This window comes from Paenibacillus sp. FSL H7-0714, assembly GCF_038003765.1.
In the GTDB taxonomy this organism is placed as follows: Bacteria; Bacillota; Bacilli; order Paenibacillales; family Paenibacillaceae; genus Paenibacillus_AQ.
In genome coordinates, this window is record NZ_JBBOPT010000001.1 from 615951 (window position 1) to 641443 (window position 25493).

The 25493-nt window shown below is 44.3% G+C and carries 27 protein-coding genes; 21 read left to right on the top strand and 6 right to left on the bottom strand.

Features of this window, described 5'->3' with window-relative positions:
* Window positions 1–49: 49 nt before the first annotated feature.
* On the bottom strand, window positions 50–829 hold the full coding sequence (locus tag NST34_RS02770; protein WP_341127086.1) for a carbon-nitrogen family hydrolase: 780 nt from the start codon (window positions 827–829) through the stop codon (window positions 50–52).
* A 163-nt stretch (window positions 830–992) separates the two neighbouring features.
* Here NST34_RS02770 and NST34_RS02775 point away from each other — a divergent pair, with 163 nt between their 5' ends.
* From NST34_RS02775 to NST34_RS02810, 8 genes are all read left to right on the top strand, one after another.
* Complete coding sequence (locus NST34_RS02775; protein ID WP_042184581.1) at window positions 993–1421, top strand: MarR family winged helix-turn-helix transcriptional regulator; 429 nt, start codon at window positions 993–995, stop codon at window positions 1419–1421.
* A 36-nt stretch (window positions 1422–1457) separates the two neighbouring features.
* The gene (locus tag NST34_RS02780) at window positions 1458–2099 is read left to right on the top strand and encodes a nitroreductase family protein (protein ID WP_341127087.1); all 642 of its coding nucleotides are present in this window, start codon (window positions 1458–1460) and stop codon (window positions 2097–2099) included.
* Between the two features lie 27 nt (window positions 2100–2126).
* Entirely contained in the window at window positions 2127–2420 is a 294-nt protein-coding gene (locus NST34_RS02785; protein ID WP_042184585.1) for a putative quinol monooxygenase, read from the top strand.
* A 172-nt stretch (window positions 2421–2592) separates the two neighbouring features.
* Window positions 2593–4161 carry a phospholipase D-like domain-containing protein gene (locus NST34_RS02790; protein WP_341127088.1) on the top strand — a complete coding sequence of 523 codons (1569 nt, stop codon included), beginning with the start codon at window positions 2593–2595 and terminating at the stop codon, window positions 4159–4161.
* A gap of 61 nt (window positions 4162–4222) precedes the next feature.
* On the top strand, window positions 4223–4600 hold the full coding sequence (locus tag NST34_RS02795; RefSeq protein ID WP_076285902.1) for a hypothetical protein: 378 nt from the start codon (window positions 4223–4225) through the stop codon (window positions 4598–4600).
* A gap of 73 nt (window positions 4601–4673) precedes the next feature.
* Window positions 4674–5000: an ArsR/SmtB family transcription factor gene (locus tag NST34_RS02800; RefSeq protein WP_042123860.1), complete on the top strand. Its 327-nt coding sequence runs from the start codon at window positions 4674–4676 to the stop codon at window positions 4998–5000.
* 99 nt (window positions 5001–5099) lie between these two features.
* Entirely contained in the window at window positions 5100–6878 is a 1779-nt protein-coding gene (locus tag NST34_RS02805; RefSeq protein ID WP_076300154.1) for a SulP family inorganic anion transporter, read from the top strand.
* Between the two features lie 231 nt (window positions 6879–7109).
* Window positions 7110–7811 (top strand): DUF1361 domain-containing protein, encoded by a 702-nt coding sequence (locus NST34_RS02810; RefSeq protein ID WP_076285900.1) that lies wholly within the window; start codon window positions 7110–7112, stop codon window positions 7809–7811.
* Here NST34_RS02810 and NST34_RS02815 read toward each other — a convergent pair.
* On the bottom strand, window positions 7808–8125 hold the full coding sequence (locus NST34_RS02815) for an MGMT family protein (RefSeq protein ID WP_042184593.1): 318 nt from the start codon (window positions 8123–8125) through the stop codon (window positions 7808–7810). The two genes, NST34_RS02810 and NST34_RS02815, sit on opposite strands and share 4 nt — an antisense overlap.
* A 222-nt stretch (window positions 8126–8347) precedes the next feature.
* Here NST34_RS02815 and NST34_RS02820 point away from each other — a divergent pair, with 222 nt between their 5' ends.
* The 11 genes from NST34_RS02820 to galU all read left to right on the top strand — a co-directional run bounded on the left by NST34_RS02820 (window position 8348) and on the right by galU (window position 19236).
* On the top strand, window positions 8348–9898 hold the full coding sequence (locus tag NST34_RS02820) for a spore germination protein (protein ID WP_143759526.1): 1551 nt from the start codon (window positions 8348–8350) through the stop codon (window positions 9896–9898).
* Entirely contained in the window at window positions 9895–11058 is a 1164-nt protein-coding gene (locus NST34_RS02825) for a Ger(x)C family spore germination protein (protein ID WP_076285899.1), read from the top strand. The genes NST34_RS02820 and NST34_RS02825 overlap by 4 nt, the downstream gene beginning before the upstream one ends.
* Window positions 11051–11263 carry a hypothetical protein gene (locus NST34_RS02830; RefSeq protein ID WP_143759527.1) on the top strand — a complete coding sequence of 71 codons (213 nt, stop codon included), beginning with the start codon at window positions 11051–11053 and terminating at the stop codon, window positions 11261–11263. Before NST34_RS02825 ends, NST34_RS02830 begins: the two co-directional genes overlap by 8 nt.
* A gap of 23 nt (window positions 11264–11286) precedes the next feature.
* Window positions 11287–12396, top strand: a complete 1110-nt coding sequence (locus NST34_RS02835) for an endospore germination permease (RefSeq protein WP_081382979.1) — start codon at window positions 11287–11289, stop codon at window positions 12394–12396.
* Window positions 12397–12522: 126 nt separating this feature from the next.
* The gene (locus NST34_RS02840; RefSeq protein WP_076285896.1) at window positions 12523–13149 is read left to right on the top strand and encodes a hypothetical protein; all 627 of its coding nucleotides are present in this window, start codon (window positions 12523–12525) and stop codon (window positions 13147–13149) included.
* 19 nt (window positions 13150–13168) lie between these two features.
* On the top strand, window positions 13169–13465 hold the full coding sequence (locus NST34_RS02845) for an antibiotic biosynthesis monooxygenase family protein (protein WP_042184604.1): 297 nt from the start codon (window positions 13169–13171) through the stop codon (window positions 13463–13465).
* 14 nt (window positions 13466–13479) lie between these two features.
* Window positions 13480–14298, top strand: a complete 819-nt coding sequence (locus NST34_RS02850; protein ID WP_341058899.1) for a phosphotransferase family protein — start codon at window positions 13480–13482, stop codon at window positions 14296–14298.
* A 28-nt stretch (window positions 14299–14326) separates the two neighbouring features.
* Entirely contained in the window at window positions 14327–14872 is a 546-nt protein-coding gene (locus NST34_RS02855; RefSeq protein ID WP_076285894.1) for a DUF1697 domain-containing protein, read from the top strand.
* A gap of 218 nt (window positions 14873–15090) precedes the next feature.
* Window positions 15091–17244 (top strand): glycosyltransferase family 39 protein, encoded by a 2154-nt coding sequence (locus NST34_RS02860; protein ID WP_341127089.1) that lies wholly within the window; start codon window positions 15091–15093, stop codon window positions 17242–17244.
* Between the two features lie 78 nt (window positions 17245–17322).
* Window positions 17323–18303: a glycosyltransferase family 2 protein gene (locus NST34_RS02865; RefSeq protein ID WP_341127090.1), complete on the top strand. Its 981-nt coding sequence runs from the start codon at window positions 17323–17325 to the stop codon at window positions 18301–18303.
* A 21-nt stretch (window positions 18304–18324) separates the two neighbouring features.
* Window positions 18325–19236 carry a UTP--glucose-1-phosphate uridylyltransferase GalU gene (gene galU, locus NST34_RS02870; protein WP_076300159.1) on the top strand — a complete coding sequence of 304 codons (912 nt, stop codon included), beginning with the start codon at window positions 18325–18327 and terminating at the stop codon, window positions 19234–19236.
* A 185-nt stretch (window positions 19237–19421) separates the two neighbouring features.
* Here galU and NST34_RS02875 read toward each other — a convergent pair whose 3' ends face one another.
* The 4 genes from NST34_RS02875 to NST34_RS02890 all read right to left on the bottom strand — a co-directional run bounded on the left by NST34_RS02875 (window position 19422) and on the right by NST34_RS02890 (window position 22589).
* Complete coding sequence (locus NST34_RS02875; protein ID WP_042184616.1) at window positions 19422–19607, bottom strand: hypothetical protein; 186 nt, start codon at window positions 19605–19607, stop codon at window positions 19422–19424.
* A 3-nt stretch (window positions 19608–19610) separates the two neighbouring features.
* On the bottom strand, window positions 19611–20177 hold the full coding sequence (locus NST34_RS02880) for an FAD-dependent oxidoreductase (protein WP_042184618.1): 567 nt from the start codon (window positions 20175–20177) through the stop codon (window positions 19611–19613).
* 148 nt (window positions 20178–20325) lie between these two features.
* A complete protein-coding gene (locus NST34_RS02885; RefSeq protein ID WP_341058896.1) occupies window positions 20326–21909 on the bottom strand; it encodes a sensor histidine kinase in 1584 nt (527 codons plus the stop codon).
* Complete coding sequence (locus NST34_RS02890; protein WP_341129499.1) at window positions 21906–22589, bottom strand: response regulator transcription factor; 684 nt, start codon at window positions 22587–22589, stop codon at window positions 21906–21908. The genes NST34_RS02885 and NST34_RS02890 overlap by 4 nt, the downstream gene beginning before the upstream one ends.
* Before the next feature lie 463 nt (window positions 22590–23052).
* Here NST34_RS02890 and NST34_RS02895 point away from each other — a divergent pair, with 463 nt between their 5' ends.
* Both NST34_RS02895 and glgD read left to right on the top strand, forming a co-directional pair.
* Window positions 23053–24216 (top strand): glucose-1-phosphate adenylyltransferase, encoded by a 1164-nt coding sequence (locus tag NST34_RS02895; protein WP_042184623.1) that lies wholly within the window; start codon window positions 23053–23055, stop codon window positions 24214–24216.
* A gap of 122 nt (window positions 24217–24338) precedes the next feature.
* Complete coding sequence (glgD, locus tag NST34_RS02900; RefSeq protein ID WP_042184625.1) at window positions 24339–25442, top strand: glucose-1-phosphate adenylyltransferase subunit GlgD; 1104 nt, start codon at window positions 24339–24341, stop codon at window positions 25440–25442.
* Window positions 25443–25493: the final 51 nt, after the last annotated feature.

Here is a 25493-nt window from a genome sequence, read left to right on the forward strand (position 1 = left end):
AAGGGCGTAACAGAAATCTGGCGAGAGGCCAGCATCTGTTACGTTCTTTTTAATCATATAAGTCCGGACGTCTGTCTGCAAAAATCGGGATTTGTGCTCGAATTTCACGCACCATATGTAAATCGATATCCCCCGTTAGGATTTCTTCCCCTTCAGAAGCTTCACATAAAATATCTCCCCAAGGATCAATTATCATAGAATGCCCAGCAAAGGTATTGTTAGGATCGCTTCCTGCACGGTTGCAGGCTACTACATAACATTGGTTCTCGATCGCTCGGCTGATCAGTAGTGCACGCCAATGTGATAGCCTGGATAATGGCCATTCTGCACTGACAAACAAGATTTCTGCGCCTTGTGCGGTATGGGCACGAACCCATTCTGGAAATCGGATATCATAACAGATTAATCCGGCACATAACGTGCCCTCCAATGTGAAGAGGCCTTTGTCTTCTCCAGGCTGCAAATATAGATGTTCATCCATTAGCTGAAACAAATGTAGCTTACTGTATTCGCCAACGAGTTCGCCAGTTCGATTAAATACAAACATACGATTAGTTACACCGGAGGCGTTCTTGCTAGCGACTGAACCAGCGACGATATTGATGTTGTATTGTCTGGCTAAGCTGGAGATGAATTCCTTGGTAATTTCTCCTTCTGGATCGCCAATATCTTCTAGTCGGGTCAGATCATAGCCAGTGGTCCAAAGCTCAGGGAGAATAAGACAGTCGGGGGCTGTGGCGGCCGCTACACTAATTTTATTTGCTACAGCAGCATAATTCATATCGGGTTTGCCAAATGCTATATCCAGCTGAATCAGGGAGATTCTCATAGGATTCCTCCTTTTTGTTCAAGACTATAGCACCATAAGAGGATAAGCAATGTTGATTTTTAAAAAATGATTTGATATATTAGTTGACGGGTCAATGATTATCAGTTAGTATAATTTTATACAAAACAATTGCATACAATTAAATTTATAAAGGAGGTATATTTTGACGGAGCACTATCCTGAGGAAGACCGCATATTTGAACTGCTGCAGGCATTAAACAAGGGAATCTGTCCGAAATTCGAACGATGTGCTGGCATTAGTCCCACACGGCTTCGCCTCCTGCATGAACTATTCCAGGTGGATGAAGTCAGCCAAATTACGCTGCAAAAGGGCATGGATATAGATGCGGCCGCCGTCACTCGGCACTTGAAAGGGATGGAAGAGAGTGGTACGATCACTCGCCGCAACAACCCAGCAGATAACAGGGTTACATTGGTCTCATTAACGGATCAAGGGCGGGAAAGAATGATTCAATATGGCGAAGAGAAGAGACGATTTGTCGCTACTCTGCTTACTGGATTTAACGATCAGGAGCGAAAAGTGCTCATAGATATGCTTAATCGTCTGCAATCTAATATCAATCTGTTGTAACAACCAAAATCACACACTCAAAGGAGAAATACACATATGAACGCTACACAAACACAAACCAATGATTTTAAAGAAATTATTACGGGTCGCCGCTCTATCCGCAAATATGATCCATCCGTTAAGATCAGTAAAGAAGAGATGACTCAGATTCTTACGGAAGCGACTCTTGCACCTTCTTCTGTAAATATGCAGCCTTGGCGGTTTCTTGTCATTGAAAGTGACGAAGCAAAAGCTACTTTAGCTCCTCTTGCTCGCTTTAATGGCGTACAAGTTGAAACCTCTGCAGCTATGATTGCCATCTTTGGTGATTTGAACAATTTCGACTACGCTGAGGAGATTTATGGTACAGCTGTTGAACGTGGACTAATGCCTGCTGAAGTAAAAGAAAACCAATTAACTAGATTATCTGCTCACTTTGCTACCTTGCCACGTGAAGTTAACAAAGATACTGTGCTTATTGATGGTGCTCTTGTTGCAATGCAATTGATGCTGGTTGCCCGTGCACATGGATACGATACAAACCCAATTGGCGGTTATGAAAAAGATCAAATTGCAGAAGCATTTGGCATGGAAAAAAATCGTTATGTTCCTGTAATGTTGCTTTCCATCGGTAAGGCTGTTGATGCAGGTTACCCTTCTGTCCGTTTGCCTATCGATAAGATTGCTGAGTGGAAATAATACTTTATACCTTAGGAGGAAAATACAATGATCATTATCCATGCAGTACTTAAAGTGAATCCGGAACGTCGCGAGCAGTTTTTGGCGGAGTCCAAAACACTTCTCACAGCTACTCACGCTGAAGAAGGAAATCTCTCTTACGAGCTGTATGAGAATGCTGGAGAAGCGAACTCATTTATTATGGTGGAGACTTGGCGCGATGCTGAAGCCGTATCCAGCCACAATACGAGCGCTCACTTTACCGCGTTCTCAGCTAAAGCTGGTGAATTCTTGGCTGCGCCACTAGACGTAAAAGTATTTAGCGCAGAGCAAGTGAAATAAATTATCTCGATTCTTAGTGAATCCTGGTTGATCTTAAACAGGGATGTTCCATAGCCATAGTGGCTGCGGGGCATTCCTGTTTTTATGTTCCCCGTTTATAAGGAGGAGTTCAAGGGTATCTATCCTTACCTTGATACATGTGCACTCACAATAAAGATAGGGGATCTTACATATGGAAATACAGAAAAATATGATCGATATCGTGAACTATTATTTATCAGGCGGCTCACTTGTCTGCATTATGGGCGAAGCAGGAGAAGAGGCGGAGCGCAGACTAATGGGGATCGATCTGGAGGCGGCTAGAGCATACCGACAGTCCATTGGCGGAGTCATTACGGAGGGTCAGCAGCTATTTCAGGTTCCTGGCTTTAGCCCAAGATTGCTGGGGCAACTTACTGAAGTATTAGGCAGATTAGATTCAGACAAGCTAAAAGTTCTAGCCCCGCATACCACATGGAATAACCAAGTAGATCCTTACGTGAATGGACCCGAGTGCCTAGGGATGATACTAGAAGAAATAAAGAAGGCACAGCATTATATTCACCTGTCCGTGATGCTCTTCTTTAATGACCGTTCAGGCAATTTGGTTGCAGATGAATTATTTCACGCCCTTAAACGGGGGGTGAAGGTACGGATCATGGTCAATTACACGCTGACAGCTTTAGGGTATGAGAACAATCTGGCGTTTGGTCAATTTTCCAAGATTTCTGAAAGGCTCGAGAATGCAGGAGCTAAGCTGTTGAATACCTTCAATTCTTATTATACAGCCGTAGAATGGCGTGTGAAGCGGAAGGCGCTGAAGCAACAAGGCGTACCTGAAAGTATCCTGTTCTTACAGGATAAAGTACAAGAGGACGTTGAAATCACTGGGCTGAATGTCATTGATCATCGGAAGTTTATGGTCATTGATGGGGTAACCTCTATTATTGGCAGCCTGAATATTGGAGATCAATACACGTACGTGACGCCTGTTCAGGCATCTTCCTCGATCAGTATAGAAGGACATCTACAGGGGATTCCTAGTAAAAAAGAGGAGTGGCATGATGGCTGCTTCCGGATCCGTGGCGCGGCGGCGCAGCCTTTAAATGCTAAGTTTCATTCCCGTTGGTTACTTCTGGGAGGTGATCATTTTGACGTGGATGATGCCTTCTACCATCCGAATGTAAATTATCATTTTGGGGAGGAAGAATGTACACTGTTTGCAAGCTTTCCGGGTAATCCAGTTAACTTAATTCAGCAATACTATTTGAATTTAATTACCTATGCGACTGAGGAGACGGTGATTGTAAATCCTTATTTGATTGATCAAGAGTTTTGGGATCGGCTGGGGGAGCTGGGGCCAGACTGTTCCTGTCATCTGAGCATCTGCAATCCGCTGAAGGTTAATGATCATCCTACCAATACTGCGGCGGTACGAGGCAATATGTATAAGCCGTTTATCAATGGGGTTTCCTTTTATGATTACAGCTTCACAGGTCGTTTTTCACATTGGAAAATAACCTATGACCATAGATCACGGGCGGTATTTCATGGCTCCTACAACATCAATGAGAGAAGCGCCTGCCACGATTTCGAGCTGGGAATACTGGTGAAAGGGGAGGCCTTCGCAGCGCGGATAAAGTCTATGATCGATTATGATCTGGGTGTCTCACGGAGAATTACGAAGAAAAGTGAGTTCTTTAAGCATCCTTGGCTGCATCCTAGTATGTATCTGAATAAAGTTACTCAGAATTACACTTGATAATATCGGTTCATTGTCATGTATAATGATCGTTATAAATTATCAAGGTGGAATAATAGCTATGAAAATCAAAATTACAAAGAGTGGCATGAAAAAGGATGAGGTATTCTTTCGCACAGAGTTTGGCGAGGGTCGGGGGATCTGGTGCGGAGCTCCTGTGGAGCCAGATACGGAAACAGATGTGGAATTCGAGCTTTCGGAGCTGCTGATGAGATGGGTGGATATTCTGCCTGCACCTGCTAGTGAGTTCAATACAAGGTTAGAGGGAGATAAGGTTGTTTTTACCGGTGTGCTGGAGAATATTGAAGAGGACGGAACAGGATTTTTGCGAATAGGTGAAAGTTTAGTGATGTTCGAGTGTCTCGGTGAGCCTATGGCGCTTGGTGTGTTTGTAGAAGTACAGGTTCGTAATGTGAGCATCTACCCCTTGAGTATTTGACGCTTATCAGGGACTAAGATAACATACAAAGATGACATTAGAATCAGAAGTAAGCTATGAGGAGTAGAAGTCTATGAACACCGAAATTCAGCAATTTAAGACCGAATTCTTCAAGGCGCTGGCTCATCCAATGCGAATTCGTATACTGGAACTGCTCAGCGAAGGTGAGAAGAATGTGAATGAGCTACAAGCCATTCTAGGATCAGAAGGTTCTGCTGTATCCCAGCAGTTAGCTGTTTTACGCGCTAAGAATGTAGTAGCCAGTGTAAAAGAAGGTACCACTGTGATCTATTCGTTACGTGATCCTCTAATTAAAGATCTTCTGGTCGTAGCCAAACAAATATTTGATAACCATCTGGTGAATACCATTTCATTGCTCGAAGGTATGCGCGGAGAATAAAGGAATAACATTATTTTGGCGTTGACAACAGTTGCGTCCTAGAGTAATGTTCTTCTTATATTCAAATAATCAGATATTTAAAGAAAAGAAGGTTTGATCATGACAGGGTGGGGCCGATATAAAGGCTACAACATGAATGCATTTCGCAAGGATTTGATTTCGGGAACAATCGTTGGTGTTATTGCCATTCCTTTGGGGATGGCATTTGCTATTGCATCCGGTGTAAAACCGGAGTATGGCATTTACACGACAATCGTTGCCGGAATATGTATTTCATTGTTCGGAGGATCAAAATTTCAAATTGGTGGGCCAACAGGTGCTTTTATTCCTATCTTGTTTGCCATTGCGATGGAGTATGGTTATGAGAACTTACTTATCGCTGGGATGATGGCAGGGGTTATTCTAGTTCTCATGGGATTATTAAAGCTGGGTGTATTGATTAAGTTTATTCCGAGGCCAGTAACGATTGGTTTCACAGCAGGGATAGCGGTCATTATCTTCACCGGGCAGATTGCTAATTTCCTTGGATTAAGGAATATAGAACGGCATGAGAGCTTTGTAAATAACATGAAAGAAATAGGGCTTCATATATCGACGATGAATGGATACAGTATTCTGACCGCCGTGATTTGTCTTGCCGTCGTTATCCTAGCGATTCGATTCGCTCCGAAGGTGCCTGGATCATTGGTAGGTCTTCTGTGCGCGACTGTGATTGCTGCGTTATTCTTTAGCGGCAAAGTGACTACGATTGGCTCTGCTTACGGAGAAATCCCTAATACCTTACCGAGCTTTCGATTTCCGGACATTACTTGGGAACGAATTACCCTGCTAATTCGTCCGGCATTTATCATTGCAATGCTAGGTGCTATAGAGTCATTGTTATCCGCTGTTGTAGCGGATGGAATGACAGGCAGCCGCCATAATAGTAACCGAGAGCTGATCGGTCAGGGGATCGCAAATATTGCTGCTCCATTGTTCGGGGGCATACCAGCGACAGGAGCAATTGCTAGAACAGCGACGAACATCAAGAGTGGCGCTGTTTCTCCGATCTCGGGGATCGTTCACGGTGTTGTGGTGTTTCTAATTCTCCTGTTGCTCGCACCCTATGCTTCCAGTATTCCTTTAGCTGCGATGGCACCGATCTTAATGGTAGTAGCTTGGAATATGAGTGAGCGCAAAGAGTTCCTTCATCTGCTTAAGATCAAGACCGGCGATTCCTTGGTGTTATTCATCACCTTCTTGTTAACGATATTTGCAGATTTAACGCTGGCTGTAGAGGTGGGATTAATTCTTGCGGTTATTCTGTTTGTGAAACGAATGGGAGAGGTTCATTTGGTAGCCAAAGTGCTGCCTGATCCGAAGTCCGTTAAGGTAGAGGCACATATGGTTACGGAGAGTCATGACTGTCCGCAAATTGGAATTTACACGGTGGAAGGTCCGCTGTTTTTTGGCGCTGCTTATCGATTCGATGACACTATGCCAAGCTATGGTTCAGATCAACCTAGAATTATATTAATGCGGATGGGGAAAGTACCCTTCATGGATACCACTGGAGAATCCAATTTAGCAGAGCTGGTGCGGCATTTACAAGCTGTTGGAGGGAAACTTATGATCTCAGGTATTCAGCCACAGCCGCTTGAGCTACTCAAGAGAACTGGACTGTATAGTACCATAGGTGAGGCTCAGTTTTATCCGCACACCGGGGAAGCCATTAATGACGCACTTAACAGCATCGATTACAACAAGTGTATTGGATGTAGCCATGCCGCTTTTAGGGAGTGTACAGCGTTCTCCTGTCTGGAAGAGGCGGGAAGTGTGCGCGGTCTGAAAGGGCGTAAGAAACCTGTAATTGCACCTGAACTAAATAGTGGTCTTTGAGTGAAATAGATAAGAGTCAGCCCGGACGTTTCTGCGTCCGGGTTTTTCTGTTCAAATATAAGAATTTAAGTTTCACATCATATATTATCCTTATATTTCTCGCTTAAACTCTTATCGTCCTAATAAGGACGACAAAGGCGTTTATGCTTGAGATTGGACTTGGGAATGCCAAATTTGTACAATTGGGTATAAGTTAAATGAAAACTATCTCGATAAGGAGAATATAAGCTCATGAAGGAATTGCATTATCCGAAGGTGTTTATGCTCTTGGCAGGTCTGTCTGTGGCGACATTGGCCGTATATCGTGTAGTGTCACTACAGACGGATTCGTTTTATGCATTTTTACTCTGGAATTTATTCCTGGCTTGGATTCCGTTCCTGTTCTCTATGGCTGCTTATGAACTGGATAAAAGGAAGATAGGTGGATTGCTGCTTGTTCCGCTAGGCGTCGCTTGGCTGCTGTTCTTTCCGAACGCGCCTTATCTCATGACGGATCTGGTGCATCTGACGATAAGAAAAAGCAGATATATCGTGGATGGCACCATTCAGAATCGGTATTGGTATGATCTGGTTACCCTCTTATTGTTCACTTGGAGCGGCTGGTTGACCGGGTTCTTCTCTTTATACCAGTTCCAGACGGTTGTTTATCGTAAAAGCAGCCTGCTGTTCTCTTGGATATTCGTATTCGCAGCATGTGTACTTGGGGGGTATGGTGTCCTGCTTGGCCGAGTCTACAGGCTGAATAGCTGGGACGTACTGACGGACCGGCATCAGTTGTACCAACTGGTTATGGACAGCTTGAATCGACAGTCGGTATTTTTTAGCTTGTTCATAGCGTTTGTATTGCTGGTTATCTACGCTACGATGTACTGTTTGCTGAATGGTCTTGGAACCAGTGAAAGAGGAAGGGGCGCTAAGCGCATACGTGGTTAATCCATAAATTCGGGATCAAATTGGTATTGCTTCAGATCTACCACACCTTTTTCATTAAAAATAATCCCTTCCTCCTGCAAATAAAGCTTCTGGAGGGAGTTGGATTCATCTTCAGTCAAGGCGATCATTCCTTTGGCGTTGATAACCCGATGCCAGGGAAGTTTATATTTTCTACTCATGGAGTGAAGGATACGAACTACCTGCCTTGCGCCTCTTGGGCTTCCTGCCGCACGAGCAACGCCTCCGTAAGTCATCACTTTTCCTTCAGGTATAGATTGTATGATACGAATCACTTGTTCTGTAAATGGTGTCATAGGGAGCTCCTGTCTCTTATTTTTATCAAATTATACCAGATGATCACTACAATCATAAACATTCAACATGCCGCTGCTAAAGCGGCTTTTTTTTATTTTAAACGTATGGAGTTTACTCTCCTTTGCGAAGAAGTTGATCCCTTTACAGTATAATTTTGGCGGATAGTATTTAGTGAGATGGGGGATAATTTCTAGGAAACTATTGTGACAGGAGTGACTACTGTGGAGGAACAGACAGCAGGAGGTAACCGCAAAGATTCTCAACAAAATACGACGTCTGGGCAGACTCCGAGTACGTCACTAGATGAAATGATGAACCTATTTCGGCAAATATTCAAGGATGATGGGACACTTAGAATAAGGGTGATAAATAATGAGGGCAGTGAAACTCTTCGTTTTGGGTTAGTTAACGTTGACGGGATGGTTGATAAGCATATGATTCAGGAGGGTGTTATTAAGCCATTGATGGCTTTTGACTTCACCAGAATGGATTATGGCAACCCAGCGGAGCTAATGGAGAAAATTAGGACGCAGGTCATTAACATTTCGGATGTAGTTGCCTCTACAGATTTAAATGAAATGATCAGTGCGATTATAGCTGGCAAGACCTTATTACTGCTGGATGGCTATGCGGGTGTTCTCAATATTAATGCACAAGGCTGGGATAAAAAGGCTATTACGGAGCCAGTGACCGAGAAAAGTGTTTATGGCCCGCGGGAAGGATTTACAGAATCGCTGATAGTTAACCTGACCCAAATCCGCCGAAGAGTACAAGATTCCGACTTGAAGTTTATTTTTAGCAAGATCGGATCACGTTCTAACACACAGATATGCATTTGCTATATGGAAAGCCTAGTATCACCAAATATTGTTAAAGAATTGCAGGATCGGCTTGGGCAGGTAGATATAGATGTTGTTCTCGATACGTCATTTCTTTCGGAATTAATAAGAGACGAGCCATATTCACCTTTTGAGATGACAGGAAGTACAGAACGCCCGGATTCCGTAGTCAGTAAAATAATGGAGGGCAGAGTCGCCTTACTTATGGAAGGTAGCCCGTATGCGATGACTGTACCCTATGTATTTGTGGAGAATTTTCAAGCGAGTTCGGACTATTATATTAACTTTTATTTTGGTTCATTCAACCGAATGCTAAGAATGGTTGGAGCTTTGCTGTCTGTTAGTATTCCGGCTCTATATGTGGCCTTGGTAACTTATAGTCAGGAGATGATACCCACCCAGTTATTGCTCAGCATTTCTACTGCGAGAGTAGCAGTCCCCTTTCCTACAGTAGTGGAGGCCATATTCATGCTAACCATATTTGAAATCCTAAGAGAGGCGGGCGAACGGATTCCTACCTATATTGGGCAGGCGATCAGTATCGTGGGGGCGCTTGTGTTGGGGCAGGCGGCTGTGGAGGCAAGATTAGTGAGTGCCCCAATGATTATTGTAGTCGGTTTAACAGGGATCATGACGCTGCTCAATCCAAGGCTGACGGGTCCGTTAATCATAGTAAGAGCAGTTCTGTTATTTGCAGTTTTTTTTCTAGGGATTTATGGATATTTTCTTGGAATGCTCGGTTTAGTGGTTCATTTGATGAGCCTTCGCTCCTTTGGGGTTCCTTATATGCTAGGGATAGGTTCCATCCGTCCGCAGGACATTAAGGATACAGCTATCAGAGCGCCGTGGTGGCATATGTATCTACGACCGGCAATGATCGGGGCACGAAATATGAAGAGAAAAGGGTCCAACAAAATAGGGAGACGACCATGAACAAGTGGAAAAGGATGGTTCTTGCCATTGTATCTTTGATCGTGCTTATGAGTACTGTGGGTTGTTGGAACTACATTGAAATTGAAGACATGTCAATTGTAGCCGGGGTGGCGATTGATAAAGGGGCATCAGATGGAAAGCTGTTAGTAACTGCTGAAATTGTGGACACGAAGGAAGGCTCCAAATCAAGTCAGGCTGGCTTTAAGATGCTTTCTCTCACGGGGGAGACGATGTTTGATATTGTGCGAGGAATGATCTCTATCACAGGGAAAAAATTATTTTGGAGCCATTCTAAGGCGATTATCCTCAGTGAGGAGATCGCCCGAGAAGGGGTTATCAATATTATTGATTGGTATAACAGAGATACAGAAACTAGATCGGATGTATATATATTTGTCTCCAAAGAGAAGACGGCCCAGGAAATCATCAATCTAAGTAGTTTAACGGAAAGTATTATGGCCTATGCACTTGCACAACAGATGAGATTTGAGAATAGTGTTAGTACTGCTCCCGTCGTGGAAATTTGGGATTTCATTGATAAGTTAGAGGCCTCTGGCGAATATGCTATAGCACCACTTATTTATATTCATGAAACAAACAAGATAAAAAATGCTCGGGTAAGTGGAGCAGCGATATTCTCCATGGATAAAATGATCGGCACGATCAGCGGTGAAGAAACGAAATACATGCTGTTTGCCAATAATCAAATCAAGGGAGGGGTTTTAGCCGTAAATGACAAAAACGGGAAGCCCGCCTTTTCCCTTGAAATTCTGTCCAATAGAACAAAAGTAAAGCCGGTTTGGGTAGAGGGTAAGCTCCAAATGCAAATAAATACGCTAACGCATACCGGACTGGATGAGGTGAAGGTTCCGGAGGAATTCACTAACCGTGATAGCAAGAAAGTTATAGAGAAGCGGGCTGGGGAGGAATTGCAGAAGGCTATCCTTTCTGTTATCCATAGAGTACAGAAAGATTATCATGCTGATATTTTTGGGTTTGGTGAGCTTCTCCATGAGCAAATGCCACAGACCTGGAAGAAGATTGAGAAAGACTGGGGAAAGGAATTCTCTGAAGTGGAAGTCGTTGTGAATTCCGAAGTGATTATTGACAGTAGTGCGCAGACGTCAAGATCTATCAAGATCCATCAAAAAGGTGATTAAATTGGTTGTTGTGGTGGTGTTTATTTATGCGGTTATCGTATTGATTGATCCTTACGGACTGTTAAAACAGGGAATGAAACGGGATTTTTATGTCTGTTCCGCATTATGTCTAATTTCATTTTGCATTGCTTTTGCTTTGGCAATGAAGTGGTCGATCCCTAGTCCTTCACCGTTGCTGGAATTCTGGATCAAAAAGCTATTTTAGAGGAAAAGACTAAAAGGAGATAGATGATGAACAAAGAGATGATACCTACAGGCCATGCTATCAGTATTGCTGTCCTGTTTACTGTGGGTACTTCGATATTTATGGGAGTTCCGGAGGAATCCGGTAACAGCAATTGGATTTCCGTCCTTCTTGCCATGGTGCTAGTTGTTCCTCTTCTATTGATCTATGCCAGACTTCATCTTATTTTTCCAGGTAAGGATTTATTTGATATGCTAATCGCTGTGTTTGGCAAAGTCATCGGGCGATTCATCTCCTGTCTCTACATTTGGTATGCTTTTCATCTGGGGGCGCTAGTTCTCAATGTCTTTGGAGAATTCAGTAAGACGGTTGCCTTGACCGAAACTCCAATGCTTGCTCCTATGTTATGTCTTGGCCTACTGGGCGTTTGGGTGGTTAAGTCGGGGATTGAGGTGCTGGGGAGAAGTGCCAAACTTCTGCTTCTGTTTACCGTCGCTGTGGAGATAGTAATTCTTACACTAGCCATTTCCAAACTGGAATATCATCACTTTCTTCCTTTGTTCGATAAAGGTTGGCATCCGGTAGTTAGCGATACGCTGGGTCTGTTTTCTTTTCCATTTGCAGAGATTGTAATATTTCTAGGAGCATTCAGTAGTTTATCGGGCAAGAGCTCAGCGAAGAAAATTTTATTAGGAAATGTGTTGATTTCTGGGGTGGTTATTCTTATAGTTACACTGCGCAATCTGCTAATGCTTGGTCCTGAAGTACTGTCCGGTCAATATTTTCCCTCTTATGTGTCTGCAGGGCGTATTAATGTAGGCGATTTTCTGACGCGAATTGAAGCTTCATCGGCGGTTGCATTTGTAATCACAACATTCATAAAAGCGAGTGTATGTCTGTACGTAGCAAGCATAGGATTAGCTAAAGTATTCAAGTTAAAGAGTTATCGATCTGTTGTACTCCAAATAGGACTGTTAATGATTTATCTTGCGGATTTTGTGTACAAGGATATCATGGAGATGCAGTATTTTTCTTACCATATTTATAAAATCTACGCCTTTCCTTTTCAGGTAATTATTCCGTTGGTATTGTGGATTTGTGCTGAAATTAAGGTTAGTAAAAGTAAAAATAAGCAGGTGGCATCACAGCAATAGACCTACTTTCGAACATTCCTGATCTCTAGTAAAGATTAGGAATTCTTTGATTTTAAAACTAAACATAAGTTAGCTATAATGATAGATATATATAGAATGTTTGTTTTAGAAAAGAGGGAAACAGGTATGAACGTCAGCAACATCATTATGTCCTCTTATTGGGGTAGAGAGGTTAGACATAAATATATTACTCAAGGATCTAAGGCATTGGCTGTTATTTTTCCAGGTAAAAATTACTCGGCTGAACGCCCTCTGCTAGATTATGCGGCCAAAGCAGCTCGGGAACATAATTGCGATGTCCTGCTGCTTGAATATGGCTACCAGAGTGCTAGAGTAGGTTTTAAGCGTGATGAAATGATTATTCTCATTCAGGAATGTAAGGCGGCCATTGCATCTCTTCCTGAATACAAAAAGATTCTATTCATTAGCAAAAGCGTGGGTTCGGTCATAGCAGGGAGAATTGCAGAAGAGCTAGAAATACAGAAAAAGACGTCTCATCTATATATAACACCATTACCTGAGGCGATCCCTTTGATACAGCAGAGTCGTGGGACTGTAATTTATGGCGGAAGCGACCCTTTATTTAGCGAACAGCTTTCTGGTGAAATTAGTGGGCTTCATCATTTAAAAGTGTATAGAATCGATGATGCTAATCATAGCCTTGAGGTAGAGCTGGTCAACGAGTCACTAGCCATTCTGCTTGTTATTATTAATTTTTATCATGAATTTTTCCGTGATGCTTTAAATACATAACCTTTGGAGGATGCTGATTATGATTTTGGAAGCTGCGATGCTGCAAGTGAAGCCTGGTTTAACTACTGAATTTGAAAAAAGCTTCAAGGAGGCATCAAGCTTAATTTCTTCGATCGAAGGCTACATAGGGCATGAATTGCAACATTGCTTGGAGGATGATCATAAGTATCTGCTGCTTGTGAAGTGGAGAACGCTTGAAGATCACACCATAGGATTCAGAGAATCCAGCCAGTATCAGGAATGGAAGGCGCTACTTCACCATTACTACGATCCATTTCCGGTTGTTGAGCATTTTACCCGCATTAATCTGGACTAAATGGAGGCTGGCGAATGAAGGCGAAGCTTGTTGGGGAAGGCAGAACTGCGGAGATCTGGCAGCATGACGATCAGAGGATTCTTAAATTGTACCGGGAGGATATAGCAGAGCAACACGTCAGCAGGGAATATAAAATCAGCCAGTTTGTACATGCTCGGGGTGTTCGCACCCCTCAGCCTTTTGAGCTTATTTTTGAACAATCAAGACAAGGTATTGTATTTCAACAAATTAAAGGTCCCTCCCTGCTAAAGGTGATGGGTGAGAAGCCTTGGAAAGTTACCCAATATGCCAGGCTGATGGCGGGGCTTCATTGTGATTTGCATAAGCTTGAAACTACAGAGGAAATCGGCCAGCAAAAGGATATGTTGAAAAGTCAGATATTGGAAGCGCCTATGCTGAGCGAAGAGGAGAAATCCGTCATTCTGAAGTATCTGGAGAAGCTGCCGGAAGGCACTCGTTTATGTCATGGGGATTTTCATCCCGACAATGTGCTTATGGATGAACAGCTCTGGGTGATCGACTGGATGACAGGTGTAGTGGGAGAACCTGCTGGAGATGCTGCGCGTTCCGTAGTGATGTTCAGTTTGGGGGCTATGCCTCCGGGAGCTTCTGCATTCTCCAAATTAATGCTTGGTTTTATCCGAAAAAAATTAACTAAGGGATATATTCAAGAGTATCTCAGATTATCAGGACATACTTATGAGGACGTAGACCGCTGGATTTTGCCGATCGCTGCCGCGCGTCTGGTGGAGGGGCTTTCGCCTCCAGAGAAGGAGCTGCTGGTAAAAGAAGTTCGTAAACGTCTACAAATCTTAGCCGCAGAGGTAAGCTGATCATGGCACAAAAACGGAGGCGTATTCTATGACTACCTATATTGCGCTGCTGCGTGGAATTAACGTCGGCGGGAACAAAATTATTAAAATGTTGGACCTGAAGGCGATGTTTCAGACTCTTGGATTTGAAAATGTACGAACGTATATTCAGAGCGGAAATGTTGTGTTTGAGAGTGATGAAGGTTCGAAGAGTCTGCTTACTGGAGTCATTGAACGTAAGATTCATGAGGTTTTTGGATTCGAGGTCTCTGTTATTATCCGTACCTTAGCAGAAATGGAGAACGTGATCGCTAACGATCCCTTTCAGCTCTCCGAGCCAGAGGAATTCAAAAGATGGTATGTTACTTTTTTACCAGCCGAGCCTTCAGCGGAAGCATTGGATAAACTGCGCACTTATGAGAATGGACCGGATAAAGTGCGTTTTGTCGGCAGAGAGATGTATATATTATATGAGGTCAGTGTGAGCCAGTCGCCGCTTTTCAAGGTTCCTTTTGACAGAATATTGGGTATGACGATTACAGCACGTAATTGGAATACGGTGAATAAGCTCGTTACTATGGGCAGGATGGAATAGTCTATTTTAAAATATTTGCTTGGGTTGGGATTTGAACAGAAAGCCTCCACAGTTGTGGGGCTTTTTTTGCGTTCTGGCGGCCTTGTATATTCAGCAAACATTCAGCTTGGACTCATTGAGAGTTAAGGTAAGGGTGAAATAATACACCTACAGAAAGATTGAACCGGGGGCACAGAACTGCCGGAATATAGACGATCAAAGGATAGGAGTGGATGGAGATGAGTAGGTTCAAAAAAATAAGCTCGGATCTTATACTTTGGCTCATTTTATTACTTGCCGCTTTTTTGTATGGTTATGGAGTTTGGAATGACCACTATGTGAATACATACTACACCACCGCGGTGGGAAGTATGCTGCAGAACTTTCATAATTTCTTCTTCGCTTCACTGGATTCCGCGGGTTCAGTAACGGTGGATAAACCACCAGTTACCTTTTGGATTCAGACACTTAGCGCGCTTATCTTCGGGCTGCATGGTTGGAGTGTGATTTTGCCACAGGCACTCGGCGGCGTGGGCTCCGTGTTACTTGTATACCTGCTGGTGAAGCCTACCTTTGGCAGAGCGGCAGCACGTATAGCAGCTCTAGTCATGGCGACTACTCCGGTAGCAGCGGCAGTCAGCCGGACGAACAATATTGATGCGCTGCTTGTATTCACCCTTCTGCTCGCGGCATGGTTTCTATTTAAAGGGACGAAGAGCAACAAGATGGGTAGCCTTCTTACCGCATTTGCGTTAATCGGTGTTGGGTTTAACGAGAAGATGCTGCAGGCGTACATGGTTCTACCGGCTTTTTATCTCTTTTATGTCTTAGCTGCCAAAGTGAACTGGAAGCGGAAGACGGGAGTATTGGCCGCCTCCACAGCAATATTGCTTGTAGTCTCCTTATCCTGGGCAGTGATCGTGGATTCGATTCCCGCCAGCAAACGGCCTTATATCGGCAGCAGTGGTACCAATTCAGTGCTGAATCTTGCTTTTGGGTACAATGGCGTTGCCCGATTAACGGGGGATCGTGGGGCAGGTGGTGGTGGCGGTGGAATGCCAGGAATGAATGGCGGTGTGATGCCAAACATGAACGGTGAAATGCCCGCTATGAATGGTGAGATGCCGAACATGAACGGCGAGATGCCAGCTATGAATGGGTCAGGCAGTAATAGTGGCACTGATGGTGGACGTGCAGCATTTTCGGGCCGGCAAGGCACAAATTCGACCTCGAATAGCCAGACTGGTGACGATGATGGAGGTGCACCAGGTCAGCCTCCTAGTGGAACAGACAGTCAAGTTCGGCAATTTGGTGGCGACGACGGCGGGCGAGGAAATCGCGGCGGCATGAATGGCGGTGGAAGTGGAGGCGGAATGTTCAATACAGGAACAGCAGGCCCACTGCGCCTGTTCCAATCAGAGCTGTCAGGTCAAGCTAGCTGGATGCTGCCTTTTGTATTGCTAGGCATCATTGGATTATTCGCCAATCTGCGGAGAAAGAACTTTACTCAGGCTCATAAAGAAGCTCTCTTCTGGTTAGCGTGGCTGGTGCCCGTTATGGGGTTTTTCAGTATCGCAGGGTTCTTCCATCAATATTATCTGGTGATGATGGCTCCGCCAGTTGCAGCGTTAGTCGGTGCAGGATGGTCAAAGCTGTGGACGCTATATCGCGAGCACTCTGGTTGGCTGTCTTGGCTATTGCCAGCCGCAACGCTGGTTACAGCAGGTTTCCAGTGGTACATTGTTCATCCTTATAACGATACGATTGGCAGTGGCTGGTCCATTGGGATTTTAGCTGCAGGCATAGTGGTTTCGCTGGTACTGGTAGTTCTTAAAGGCAAGAAGAAATCCTTTATTTATACGACAGGCATTGCAGCCGTATTAGTATTGTTAATTGGGCCGCTCTACTGGGCAGCGACTCCCATTACTTATGGCTTGAACAGTCAAACCCCTGAGGCGGGCCCGACTAGTAGTGAGGGTAGAGGGGAAATGGGAGGCAGTCCAAGCAATTTTGGACGTAATAGCGCCGCAAGTGCGAATGAGAGTCTGTTGTCCTATTTGGAGGAGAACAATACTGGGGAGCCTTATCTTTTTGCTACATTGGATTATGGCACAGCAGCTCCTTATATCGTTGACAAGGGTGCATCGGTTGTTATTTTGAACGGATTTTCTAACTCAGACACCGTGTATACCCCAGATACCCTAAAGGCGTTTGTAGAGAGTGGAAAGGTGAAGTACTTCCTGATCAATAGCGGTGGTATGGGTGGTGGACGCGGGGGAAGCTCCGAGTTGACGACTTGGATCACAGAGAATGGTACAGAAGTTCCAGCAGCCGATTGGGCAGGAAGCGATGGAGGAAACAGCGGGACATTATACAAAGTTACTGTAAACTAGGTGAATGTTAATCCTATGAGGCGTGTTATGAGATAGATCAGGCACGCTTCATTATTCAAATTTAAGGAGGAGCTGCTCATGAGTACCAACGTGCGCTATTCCATTATTATACCGATGTTTAACGAAGAGGCGGTCATTCAAGAGACGTATCGACGTATCAAAAAAGTAATGGGTTTAACTAATGAAGTGTATGAGCTGATCTTTGTGAATGACGGCAGCACAGATAATTGCGCACAGATGATTGAGGAATATAGCTACTGGGATGAAAGTGTGAAGCTGATCGACTTGTCTCGTAACTTTGGACATCAGATCGCTATTACTGCCGGAATGGATTACGCCCTAGGGGATGCAGTTGTCATTATTGATGCCGATTTGCAAGATCCGCCGGAACTGATTCTGGACATGATTGCGGAATGGAAGCAGGGGTATGAAGTTGTATATGCCAAAAGGATAAAGCGAAACGGAGAATCCTTATTCAAAAAGTGGACGGCCAGTCTCTTTTATAGAGTACTTCGTTATTCAACCGATATATCTATCCCTGTCGATACAGGAGATTTTCGCCTCATCGATCGTAAAGTCTGTGAGGAGCTCAAACGCCTGCCGGAGAAAAATCGGTTCGTACGCGGGCTAGTCAGCTGGGTCGGTTTTCGGCAAAAAGCCATTGAATATGAACGCGATGAACGTCTGGCAGGAGAAACTAAATATCCGCTGAAACGGATGATCAAGCTCTCTCTGGATGGAATTACTTCCTTCTCTTATAAGCCGCTAAAGCTGGCAGGATACCTTGGCGCACTGCTGTCGGCTTCCGGCTTTCTATATCTGATGTATGTGCTATATCTGGTGGTTTTTACGGATTCAGTCGTTAAGGGCTGGGCATCGATGATCGGAATCACACTGACCTTTAATGGCTTTGTGCTCATTATGTTAGGGATTCTGGGTGAGTATGTCGGTCGGATTTATGATGAGACCAAGGGACGTCCGCTCTATATTGTTCAAGAGTTCTATGAAGGTAAGAAACAGCAGGATGTTCGTGAGCAGCAAGTTCTACATCGTCAATAAATGAAAGGGGAGGGATTCGTTGTGAAGATTAGAAAAGCGGTTATTCCCGCCGCGGGTTTAGGCACTCGTTTCCTGCCTGCAACTAAGGCTCAGCCCAAGGAAATGCTGCCCATTGTGGATAAGCCGGCGATTCAATATATCGTAGAAGAAGCTGTTCAATCCGGTATTGAAAGCATCATTATCGTGACGGGCCGCAACAAGAAGTCGATTGAAGATCATTTTGATAAATCAGTGGAACTGGAACAGACGCTTTTGGAAAAAGGAAAAGAGGAGCTGCTTCGTGAAGTCCAAGCGATTAGCGAACTGGCCAGCATTCATTACATTAGGCAAAAAGAGCCGCTAGGACTAGGTCACGCCATCCTTTGTGCGGAACAGTTCGTTGGCGATGAGCCCTTCGCTGTTCTGCTCGGTGACGATATCATGGTCTCGGAGGACCCGGCGCTGCTGCAAATGATGCGATTATATGAACAAGAGGAGAAGACCATCGTCGGTGTTCAGTCGGTACCACGGCAGGATGTTCATAAATACGGAATTATTTCATCAAGCGGTTCTCTACAAGGCGTCCATGAAGTTAAAGGTTTGGTGGAGAAGCCCTCCCCGGATACGGCACCTTCAGAGCATGCGATTATGGGACGTTACATTTTGGAGTCTTCGATATTTTCAGTGCTGGCTAACCTTGAACGGGGAGCAGGTGGTGAATATCAACTGACTGATGCATTGCATGAGGTATGTCGTAATGAAGGTTTGCTGGCCCTGGATTTGATCGGCAAACGTTATGATATTGGTGATAAATTCGGCTACATTCAGGCTACGCTGGAGGTCGGATTGATGCGGGAGGAGTTGCGTCCATTACTGGTTCCGTATTTGCAGAAACTGGCTGCTAGTCTGAAGGAAAGTGAAGAAGTGGGGGCGTTACCTTGGGGTACACGCTAGTGATTGAAGGAGACTGTTCCAAACGATCCTAACATCGTCTTCGGCGGCGGTGGGATGATGTTTGGGGCAGTTTTTTTGCGCGTGGGGCGTTTACAGGGCAGTTGGGGATGAACAAATAAGTGTACTTTATACAATTAAAAAGCGCATCAGACTGCTATGTATCGACCTAGTTGCACTTGATACACTTATTTCTTCATAATCCAATGGAAATACTCTTTCCATCTATTTTTAGTTGCATCAACTACACTTAAAAGAGTCATAGAGGGGATGAAGTATGAAATAGCTGCACCAAGTGCAGTTATTTTTTGCGATATAAAAAATCCGGAGGACAGATTCCTAAGAATCGTCTCCGGATCTATATTTTCAGTCATTGATTAAGCCTTTAGTACATCATGATCCACGTAACGCGCACCATTTAACTCGCTAATCACATTAATGGCTACCTTCGCGCCATCGCCTGCCGTAATAATGGCATGTACACTTACTCCGGCAACGGTACCTGCAGCCCAAATGCCTTCAATATTTGTTTTGCCTTCTGGATTAACAGCGACAACTGTCTTGATTCTTGGCTCTGTACCATCCTTAGTTTCCACGCCTGCTTTGGCGGCTAGATCGGTAAGGGCGCCTGTTGCAAGAATAACATGTTTGGCTTCATAAATGATTCCATCTTCGGTCTCAATGACAAATCCGTTGCCGCTGGAAGTGAGGTTAATAGCTTGTTCTGCTACCAGCTCAGCGCCGAATTTGACGGCTTGCTTATGTCCGGTTTCTACGAGATCAGGACCGCCTACTTCGGAAATTCCATAAAAGTTCTCAAACCATCCTCTACGGGTCATGCCTTTATCATTGTCGATCAGCAGCGTTTTTTTGCCCGCCTTGGCGGCGAACAGGGCTGCGCTTGCACCGGCAGGACCGGCTCCAATTACGGCGATTTCGTACATTTTTTGACCTCCTAAAAGTTTTGTGAAGCAAAACTCGCATCGAAAGCATAGGCTTAAGTTTTGCGGAGCGATGCTCCTTAGAATGGACAACATAGCAAAACTGGCATCGTAGACATAGGCTTAAGTCTATCATCTATTATAACGGTTGTTACTCTCTCTTGGCTAATCCTTCCTCGCAAGGAAGGGTAACCCTGAACGTTGTTCCCTCACCGAGAGTGCTGCTTACACTTATCTTACCGTGATGTGCCTCCACGATAGACTTGGTAATAGAAAGGCCGAGTCCAGATCCACCATATTTTCGTGTACGAGAAGAATCGCTGCGGTAGAAGCGATCGAAGATATGTGGGATATGCTCTGGAGAAATCCCGCAGCCGTTGTCTTGCACCGTTAGAATGGCCTCATTTCCTCTAGCATGTAAAGAGAGATGAATGGTGCCAAATTCTGTATCCGTATGCTGAACTGCATTGTGGAATAGATTCAGAATCACCTGTTTGATTTTATTGGGTTCATATTTACCATGGATGCCATACGAGATATCAAAAGTAACCTTACGCTGATCCGCTAACAAGAGCAGATGCGGCTTCATTTCGGAAATGACCTCACCGAGCAGCAGATCCGTCATCCTCAGTTGAGGGGCGCCGTCCATCCGAGCGAGCAGCAGCAAATCCTCCACCAGCTTATTGATCCGTTTCGATTCGCCATGCATGCTTCGCAATGAATTGTATAACTGTTCTTTGTTGTCCGCAGCGCCACGCAGTAAGACCTCCAAAAAACCGTGGATTGAGGTCAGCGGCGTTCGCAGCTCGTGAGAAGCATCGGCAGCGAAGCGGCGCATCTGTTCCTTGGCTTCCCGTTCATTATGAAAGGATATTTCGAGACGCTCGAGCATACCATTGAATGAATGGGCCAGCTTGTCGATCTCAGTTTGGCCTTGGTTAATTGGAAATCGGATATCCAGATTACCGGCATCAATGATCTCGGCGGACTCTCCCATATTTGAAAGAGGGACCAGCGTCTTTCGAAGGGCAGGCAAGTATAGGAAGAAGCCAGCCAATAAAGCAATCACTGACAAACCTGCGTAGATCATCAATTGCTGTAAGATTACATCCGTAAGAGGTCCGGTATTCACGCTCATTTGGAGAAGCAATCGAGTATTTCCAGGTCTATAGAGATTCACGAATATAGCCAGATGTTCAGTGCCGTCATCGGCCTCTATGAGCTTGTAATTTCCTGTTGCTCTATCCGTGGTATGAATGAGCAGATTATTGTATTGCTCATTCGTTAATCTAGGCGCGGCTGAATCAGATAAAGTCATTTGCTGTAAGTCCCTGAAGGTGCCATCTGAGCTATAAATAGCGAGGGTTGTATGGGCATCCAGCAGGAGTGGACGCCTATTCTCACCGGTTCTTTGACCATTTGGGATTTTATTCTCGCCGTTTCTTTCCCCCGGCAAATTGCCGTTATACTCGGTGTTTCCCTCATTCGGAGTTGTGGTGTCCTCGTCATAGGAATTGAAAAAGTTGAAAAACATCTCACGGGGAACTGAACGTATTTGCGCTTCCATAGACTCTGCTCTATTGCTATATATGAAATCCCGCATGAGTATATATTGTAATACTCCGATTAGAAGAAGCAATCCTGATAGAATGAGCAGCGAAATGGCTAGCAGCTGTTTGCGTAGAGAACGTGGTGCGGGCAGCTTACGAAACCATTTAGAGAAGCGCGTACTCATAGATCTACCCGGTAGCCTGCTCCCCGCAGGGTACGGATAATACGGTGCTCCTTATCCCCGAGCTTCTCGCGAAGCGAACGGATATAGACCTCAACGATATTTTCCTCACCACCAAAGTCATAGCCCCACACTTTATCAAGAATCATGGGTTTACTTAGTACAAGGCCGTGATTAATAACGAGATACTGTAATAACTCGTATTCCGTGGGTGAGAGTTCAAGGACTTCTTCCTTGAAGCGAATTTCTTTTCTACGGCTATCAATTCGGAATGGACCGCAGCGTACCTCGCCGAGCAGACCTGGAAACTGATTGCGTAGCCGCGCTTGAATTCGGGCAAGCAATTCGTCGAAGCTGAAGGGCTTGACCATATAATCGTCAGCACCAATAGTGAGACCCTTGACTCGATCGTCCACTTCATCCTTTGCAGTTAGCATGATAACGGCTAGTTCCGTCTCTTCCGAGCGAAGGTAATGACATAACTCGAATCCATCCATGCCAGGCATCATGACATCTAGGATGGCTACATGTGGCTTGAACTCAGCAGCGACCGAGATGGCTGTGATTCCGTCGGGTGCGGTTCTGACTTCAAATCCTTCGTTAAGGAGACCCAACTCTAGAAATTGTATTATATGAGGCTCATCATCTACGAGCAGTAGTCGAACGCCTTGAGCTGCTTTCATCATAGGTACCTCCAAATCAGTGTTAGATAGCTACATTATGACATATTCGGTTGAATGTTTGCTGAAGATGAGTCCCTTTGCTTTACGATTAAAGGAGCCTTTTCTTATTTCATGATGATTCAAAGCGGTTAATTTAGTTATAAGTAATATTAATGTGTTTAATAACAAACAAGGTTAAAAAATTCGGATTTTCGAAAATGTGATAAAGGGTTTTGACGGCGGATATAGAACACTTTACAATAAGGATAATCTCCTGATTTTGGTGAAAGTTACCCATTTTAGGAAAGATCATTCGACCGTGTTACATTTCCTTCCACGTTTTTCTCATCTTTGTCCATCTTCCTATCAAGGCTCATTTCTTTCAAGTGTATTTCTTGTTCATTCATTTCTTTTTGGAACTTCTGTTCATTCAACCTGTGCTTGCTGAACTTCATATTACCCATAAGTCAAGGGAGGCTTTTCCATGAAGAAAAAGGAAATGGTAGCCATGCTATTGGCTGGAGGCCAAGGCAAAAGATTGAAAGGTTTAACCAAATCGCTTGCCAAGCCCGCTGTTTATTTTGGAGGGACCTATCGGATCATCGACTTCCCTTTAAGTAACTGCTCCAATTCAGGTATTGATACAGTTGGTGTGCTGACTCAATATGAGCCACTCATACTGCATTCTTACATCGGAGTAGGCAGTGATTGGGATTTGAACCGTAAGAACGGTGGGGTATTCGTGTTGCCACCGCATGAACGTGAGAATGGAAGCAGCTGGTATCGGGGAACAGCCGATGCGATTTATCGGAATCTTAAGTTTGTGGATCAGTTTGATCCAGAGCATGTTCTTATTCTGTCCGGTGATCACATTTATAAAATGGATTATCACGCTATGCTTCAATACCACAAGGAAAGAAACGCTGATTGCACAATTTCTGTCATTGACGTTCCGCTGGAGGAAGCAAGCCGATTTGGAATTTTGAATACGGAGGACGATCTAAAAATTTACGAATTTGAGGAAAAGCCCGCTCAGCCAAAAAGCACATTAGCTTCTATGGGTGTGTATATCTTCAAATGGGAGGTTCTCCGCAAGCATTTACTAGAGGATGGGGAGAATGTAGGATCATCCCACGATTTCGGCAAGGATATCATTCCTTTGATGCTGGAGGACGGAAACTCCTTATTTGCGTACCCTTTTGAAGGATACTGGAGAGATGTAGGTACAGTAACTAGCTTATGGGAAGCAAATATGGATTTGCTAAGCGATACTCCGCCACTTAATCTAAATGATCCCAGCTGGCGCATTTTTACACGTAATCCGAATCAACCTGCCCAATATGTTGCCCCTGGGGCGAAAGTGTCAGGCTGCATTATTAATGAAGGCTGCATAGTGCACGGAGAAGTAAATCACTCGGTTCTCTTTTATGGTGTAGAAGTGGGTGAAGGAAGTGTAATTACGGACTCCGTGATTATGCCTAAGGTCAAGATTGGCAAGAACGTACGCATTCATAAAGCGATTATTAGTGAGAATACGGTAATCGACGATTATATGGAAATAGGCATCGAACGGGAGAACGAGAACGAAATTCTGCTGATCGACAATAAAAGCAAAAAACGTAAATCAGCTGTGGCCAAAACCATATAATCAAGCTAAAACGCCTTCGGCGTCCTTCTAGGGACGGTAAGCGTTTATGCGAGATTTATAAGGATAAAGTATATCGTGAAACTTATACTTTCTTATAAATTATAAGAGGACGGTGGATTCCGATGAAGCAACTCATGGGTGTAATTAATCTGGATCATGAACTCGACAAACTAAATGAACTCACTTATTTCCGCTGTGGTGCAGCCGTACCTTTTGCCAGTCGTTATCGGTTGATTGATTTCGTGCTTTCAAATATGATGCGTGCAGACCTGGAGAGCGTTGGCCTGTTCGTCCGCCGTAAATACCGTTCTCTAATGGACCATTTGGGTGACGGGAAATCGTGGGATATGAACCGCAAGCATGGGGGATTATTCATTTTGCCTCCAGACTGGAACGATCCAACGGATACTTCTCTCGGGGACTTACAGCATTATCATAACAATCTGGATCTTTTTAAACGGGGATCTGCAAAATATATCGTGTTTTCCGGCAGCCAGCATATCAATACGATCGATCTTCAGGATTTGTACAGTTACCATCTGGAGAAGGGTGCCGACGTTACAGTAGTGTATAAAAAGATTGAAGAACTGCAGCCAGAACATGATCTATGCCAGCGTATTGAAGTAGACGAAGAGAATAAGGTGACTAATATCCATCATGAGAAAGACCATCCTAATTTATATCTGGATATCTTCATTATGGAGAAAAAACTGTTCTTGGAGCAGGTGGAGCATTGCATTGCGCATGGAGAGAGTTATTTTTTCCGAGATGTAGTTCAGAAGAACCGACACAAATTTAATATCGCCGCATACGAATATCATGGCTATCATGCCGTAATTAATTCATTAGAGAGTTATTATAAGAACAGTTTGGAACTGCTCCAGCAGGAGAATTACTTCAGTTTGTTCAAAGAAAGCCCGGTACAGACGAAGATTAAATACGAGGCTCCAACCCGATACTTGGAAAGTGCTAATGTCAGTAATTCGTTGGTGGCTAATGGCTGCATTATAGCTGGAACGGTAGAGAATAGCGTGATCTTTCGGGGGGTTCAGGTACGTAAGGGAGCGAAGATCATCAACTCAGTAATTATGCAAAAATGCGTCATCGAAGAAAATGCGGTCATTGAGAATGTAATCATGGATAAAGACGTACATTTGAGTAAGAATCGAATTCTTGTTGGAGATAGCAAACGTCCATTCGTCATCGCCAAGAGCAGCAAGATCTAACGACTGGATTAGATGAACAAAGCAGTATTAACCTATCTGATCTAATGGCAC

Bases quoted from the DNA above. Each gene is read 5' to 3' on its own strand.
- NST34_RS02770 (WP_341127086.1), bottom strand. From the start codon at position 829: ATGAGAATCTCCCTGATTCAGCTGGATATAGCATTTGGCAAACCCGAT.
- NST34_RS02780 (WP_341127087.1), top strand. From the start codon at position 1,458: ATGAACGCTACACAAACACAAACCAATGATTTTAAAGAAATTATTACG.
- NST34_RS02785 (WP_042184585.1), top strand. From the start codon at position 2,127: ATGATCATTATCCATGCAGTACTTAAAGTGAATCCGGAACGTCGCGAG.
- NST34_RS02790 (WP_341127088.1), top strand. From the start codon at position 2,593: ATGGAAATACAGAAAAATATGATCGATATCGTGAACTATTATTTATCA.
- NST34_RS02795 (WP_076285902.1), top strand. From the start codon at position 4,223: ATGAAAATCAAAATTACAAAGAGTGGCATGAAAAAGGATGAGGTATTC.
- NST34_RS02800 (WP_042123860.1), top strand. From the start codon at position 4,674: ATGAACACCGAAATTCAGCAATTTAAGACCGAATTCTTCAAGGCGCTG.
- NST34_RS02805 (WP_076300154.1), top strand. From the start codon at position 5,100: ATGACAGGGTGGGGCCGATATAAAGGCTACAACATGAATGCATTTCGC.
- NST34_RS02810 (WP_076285900.1), top strand. From the start codon at position 7,110: ATGAAGGAATTGCATTATCCGAAGGTGTTTATGCTCTTGGCAGGTCTG.
- NST34_RS02815 (WP_042184593.1), bottom strand. From the start codon at position 8,125: ATGACACCATTTACAGAACAAGTGATTCGTATCATACAATCTATACCT.
- NST34_RS02825 (WP_076285899.1), top strand. From the start codon at position 9,895: ATGAACAAGTGGAAAAGGATGGTTCTTGCCATTGTATCTTTGATCGTG.
- NST34_RS02835 (WP_081382979.1), top strand. From the start codon at position 11,287: ATGATGAACAAAGAGATGATACCTACAGGCCATGCTATCAGTATTGCT.
- NST34_RS02840 (WP_076285896.1), top strand. From the start codon at position 12,523: ATGAACGTCAGCAACATCATTATGTCCTCTTATTGGGGTAGAGAGGTT.
- NST34_RS02845 (WP_042184604.1), top strand. From the start codon at position 13,169: ATGATTTTGGAAGCTGCGATGCTGCAAGTGAAGCCTGGTTTAACTACT.
- NST34_RS02850 (WP_341058899.1), top strand. From the start codon at position 13,480: ATGAAGGCGAAGCTTGTTGGGGAAGGCAGAACTGCGGAGATCTGGCAG.
- NST34_RS02855 (WP_076285894.1), top strand. From the start codon at position 14,327: ATGACTACCTATATTGCGCTGCTGCGTGGAATTAACGTCGGCGGGAAC.
- NST34_RS02860 (WP_341127089.1), top strand. From the start codon at position 15,091: ATGAGTAGGTTCAAAAAAATAAGCTCGGATCTTATACTTTGGCTCATT.
- NST34_RS02865 (WP_341127090.1), top strand. From the start codon at position 17,323: ATGAGTACCAACGTGCGCTATTCCATTATTATACCGATGTTTAACGAA.
- NST34_RS02875 (WP_042184616.1), bottom strand. From the start codon at position 19,607: ATGACTGAAAATATAGATCCGGAGACGATTCTTAGGAATCTGTCCTCC.
- NST34_RS02880 (WP_042184618.1), bottom strand. From the start codon at position 20,177: ATGTACGAAATCGCCGTAATTGGAGCCGGTCCTGCCGGTGCAAGCGCA.
- NST34_RS02885 (WP_341058896.1), bottom strand. From the start codon at position 21,909: ATGAGTACGCGCTTCTCTAAATGGTTTCGTAAGCTGCCCGCACCACGT.
- NST34_RS02890 (WP_341129499.1), bottom strand. From the start codon at position 22,589: ATGAAAGCAGCTCAAGGCGTTCGACTACTGCTCGTAGATGATGAGCCT.
- NST34_RS02895 (WP_042184623.1), top strand. From the start codon at position 23,053: ATGAAGAAAAAGGAAATGGTAGCCATGCTATTGGCTGGAGGCCAAGGC.
- glgD (WP_042184625.1), top strand. From the start codon at position 24,339: ATGAAGCAACTCATGGGTGTAATTAATCTGGATCATGAACTCGACAAA.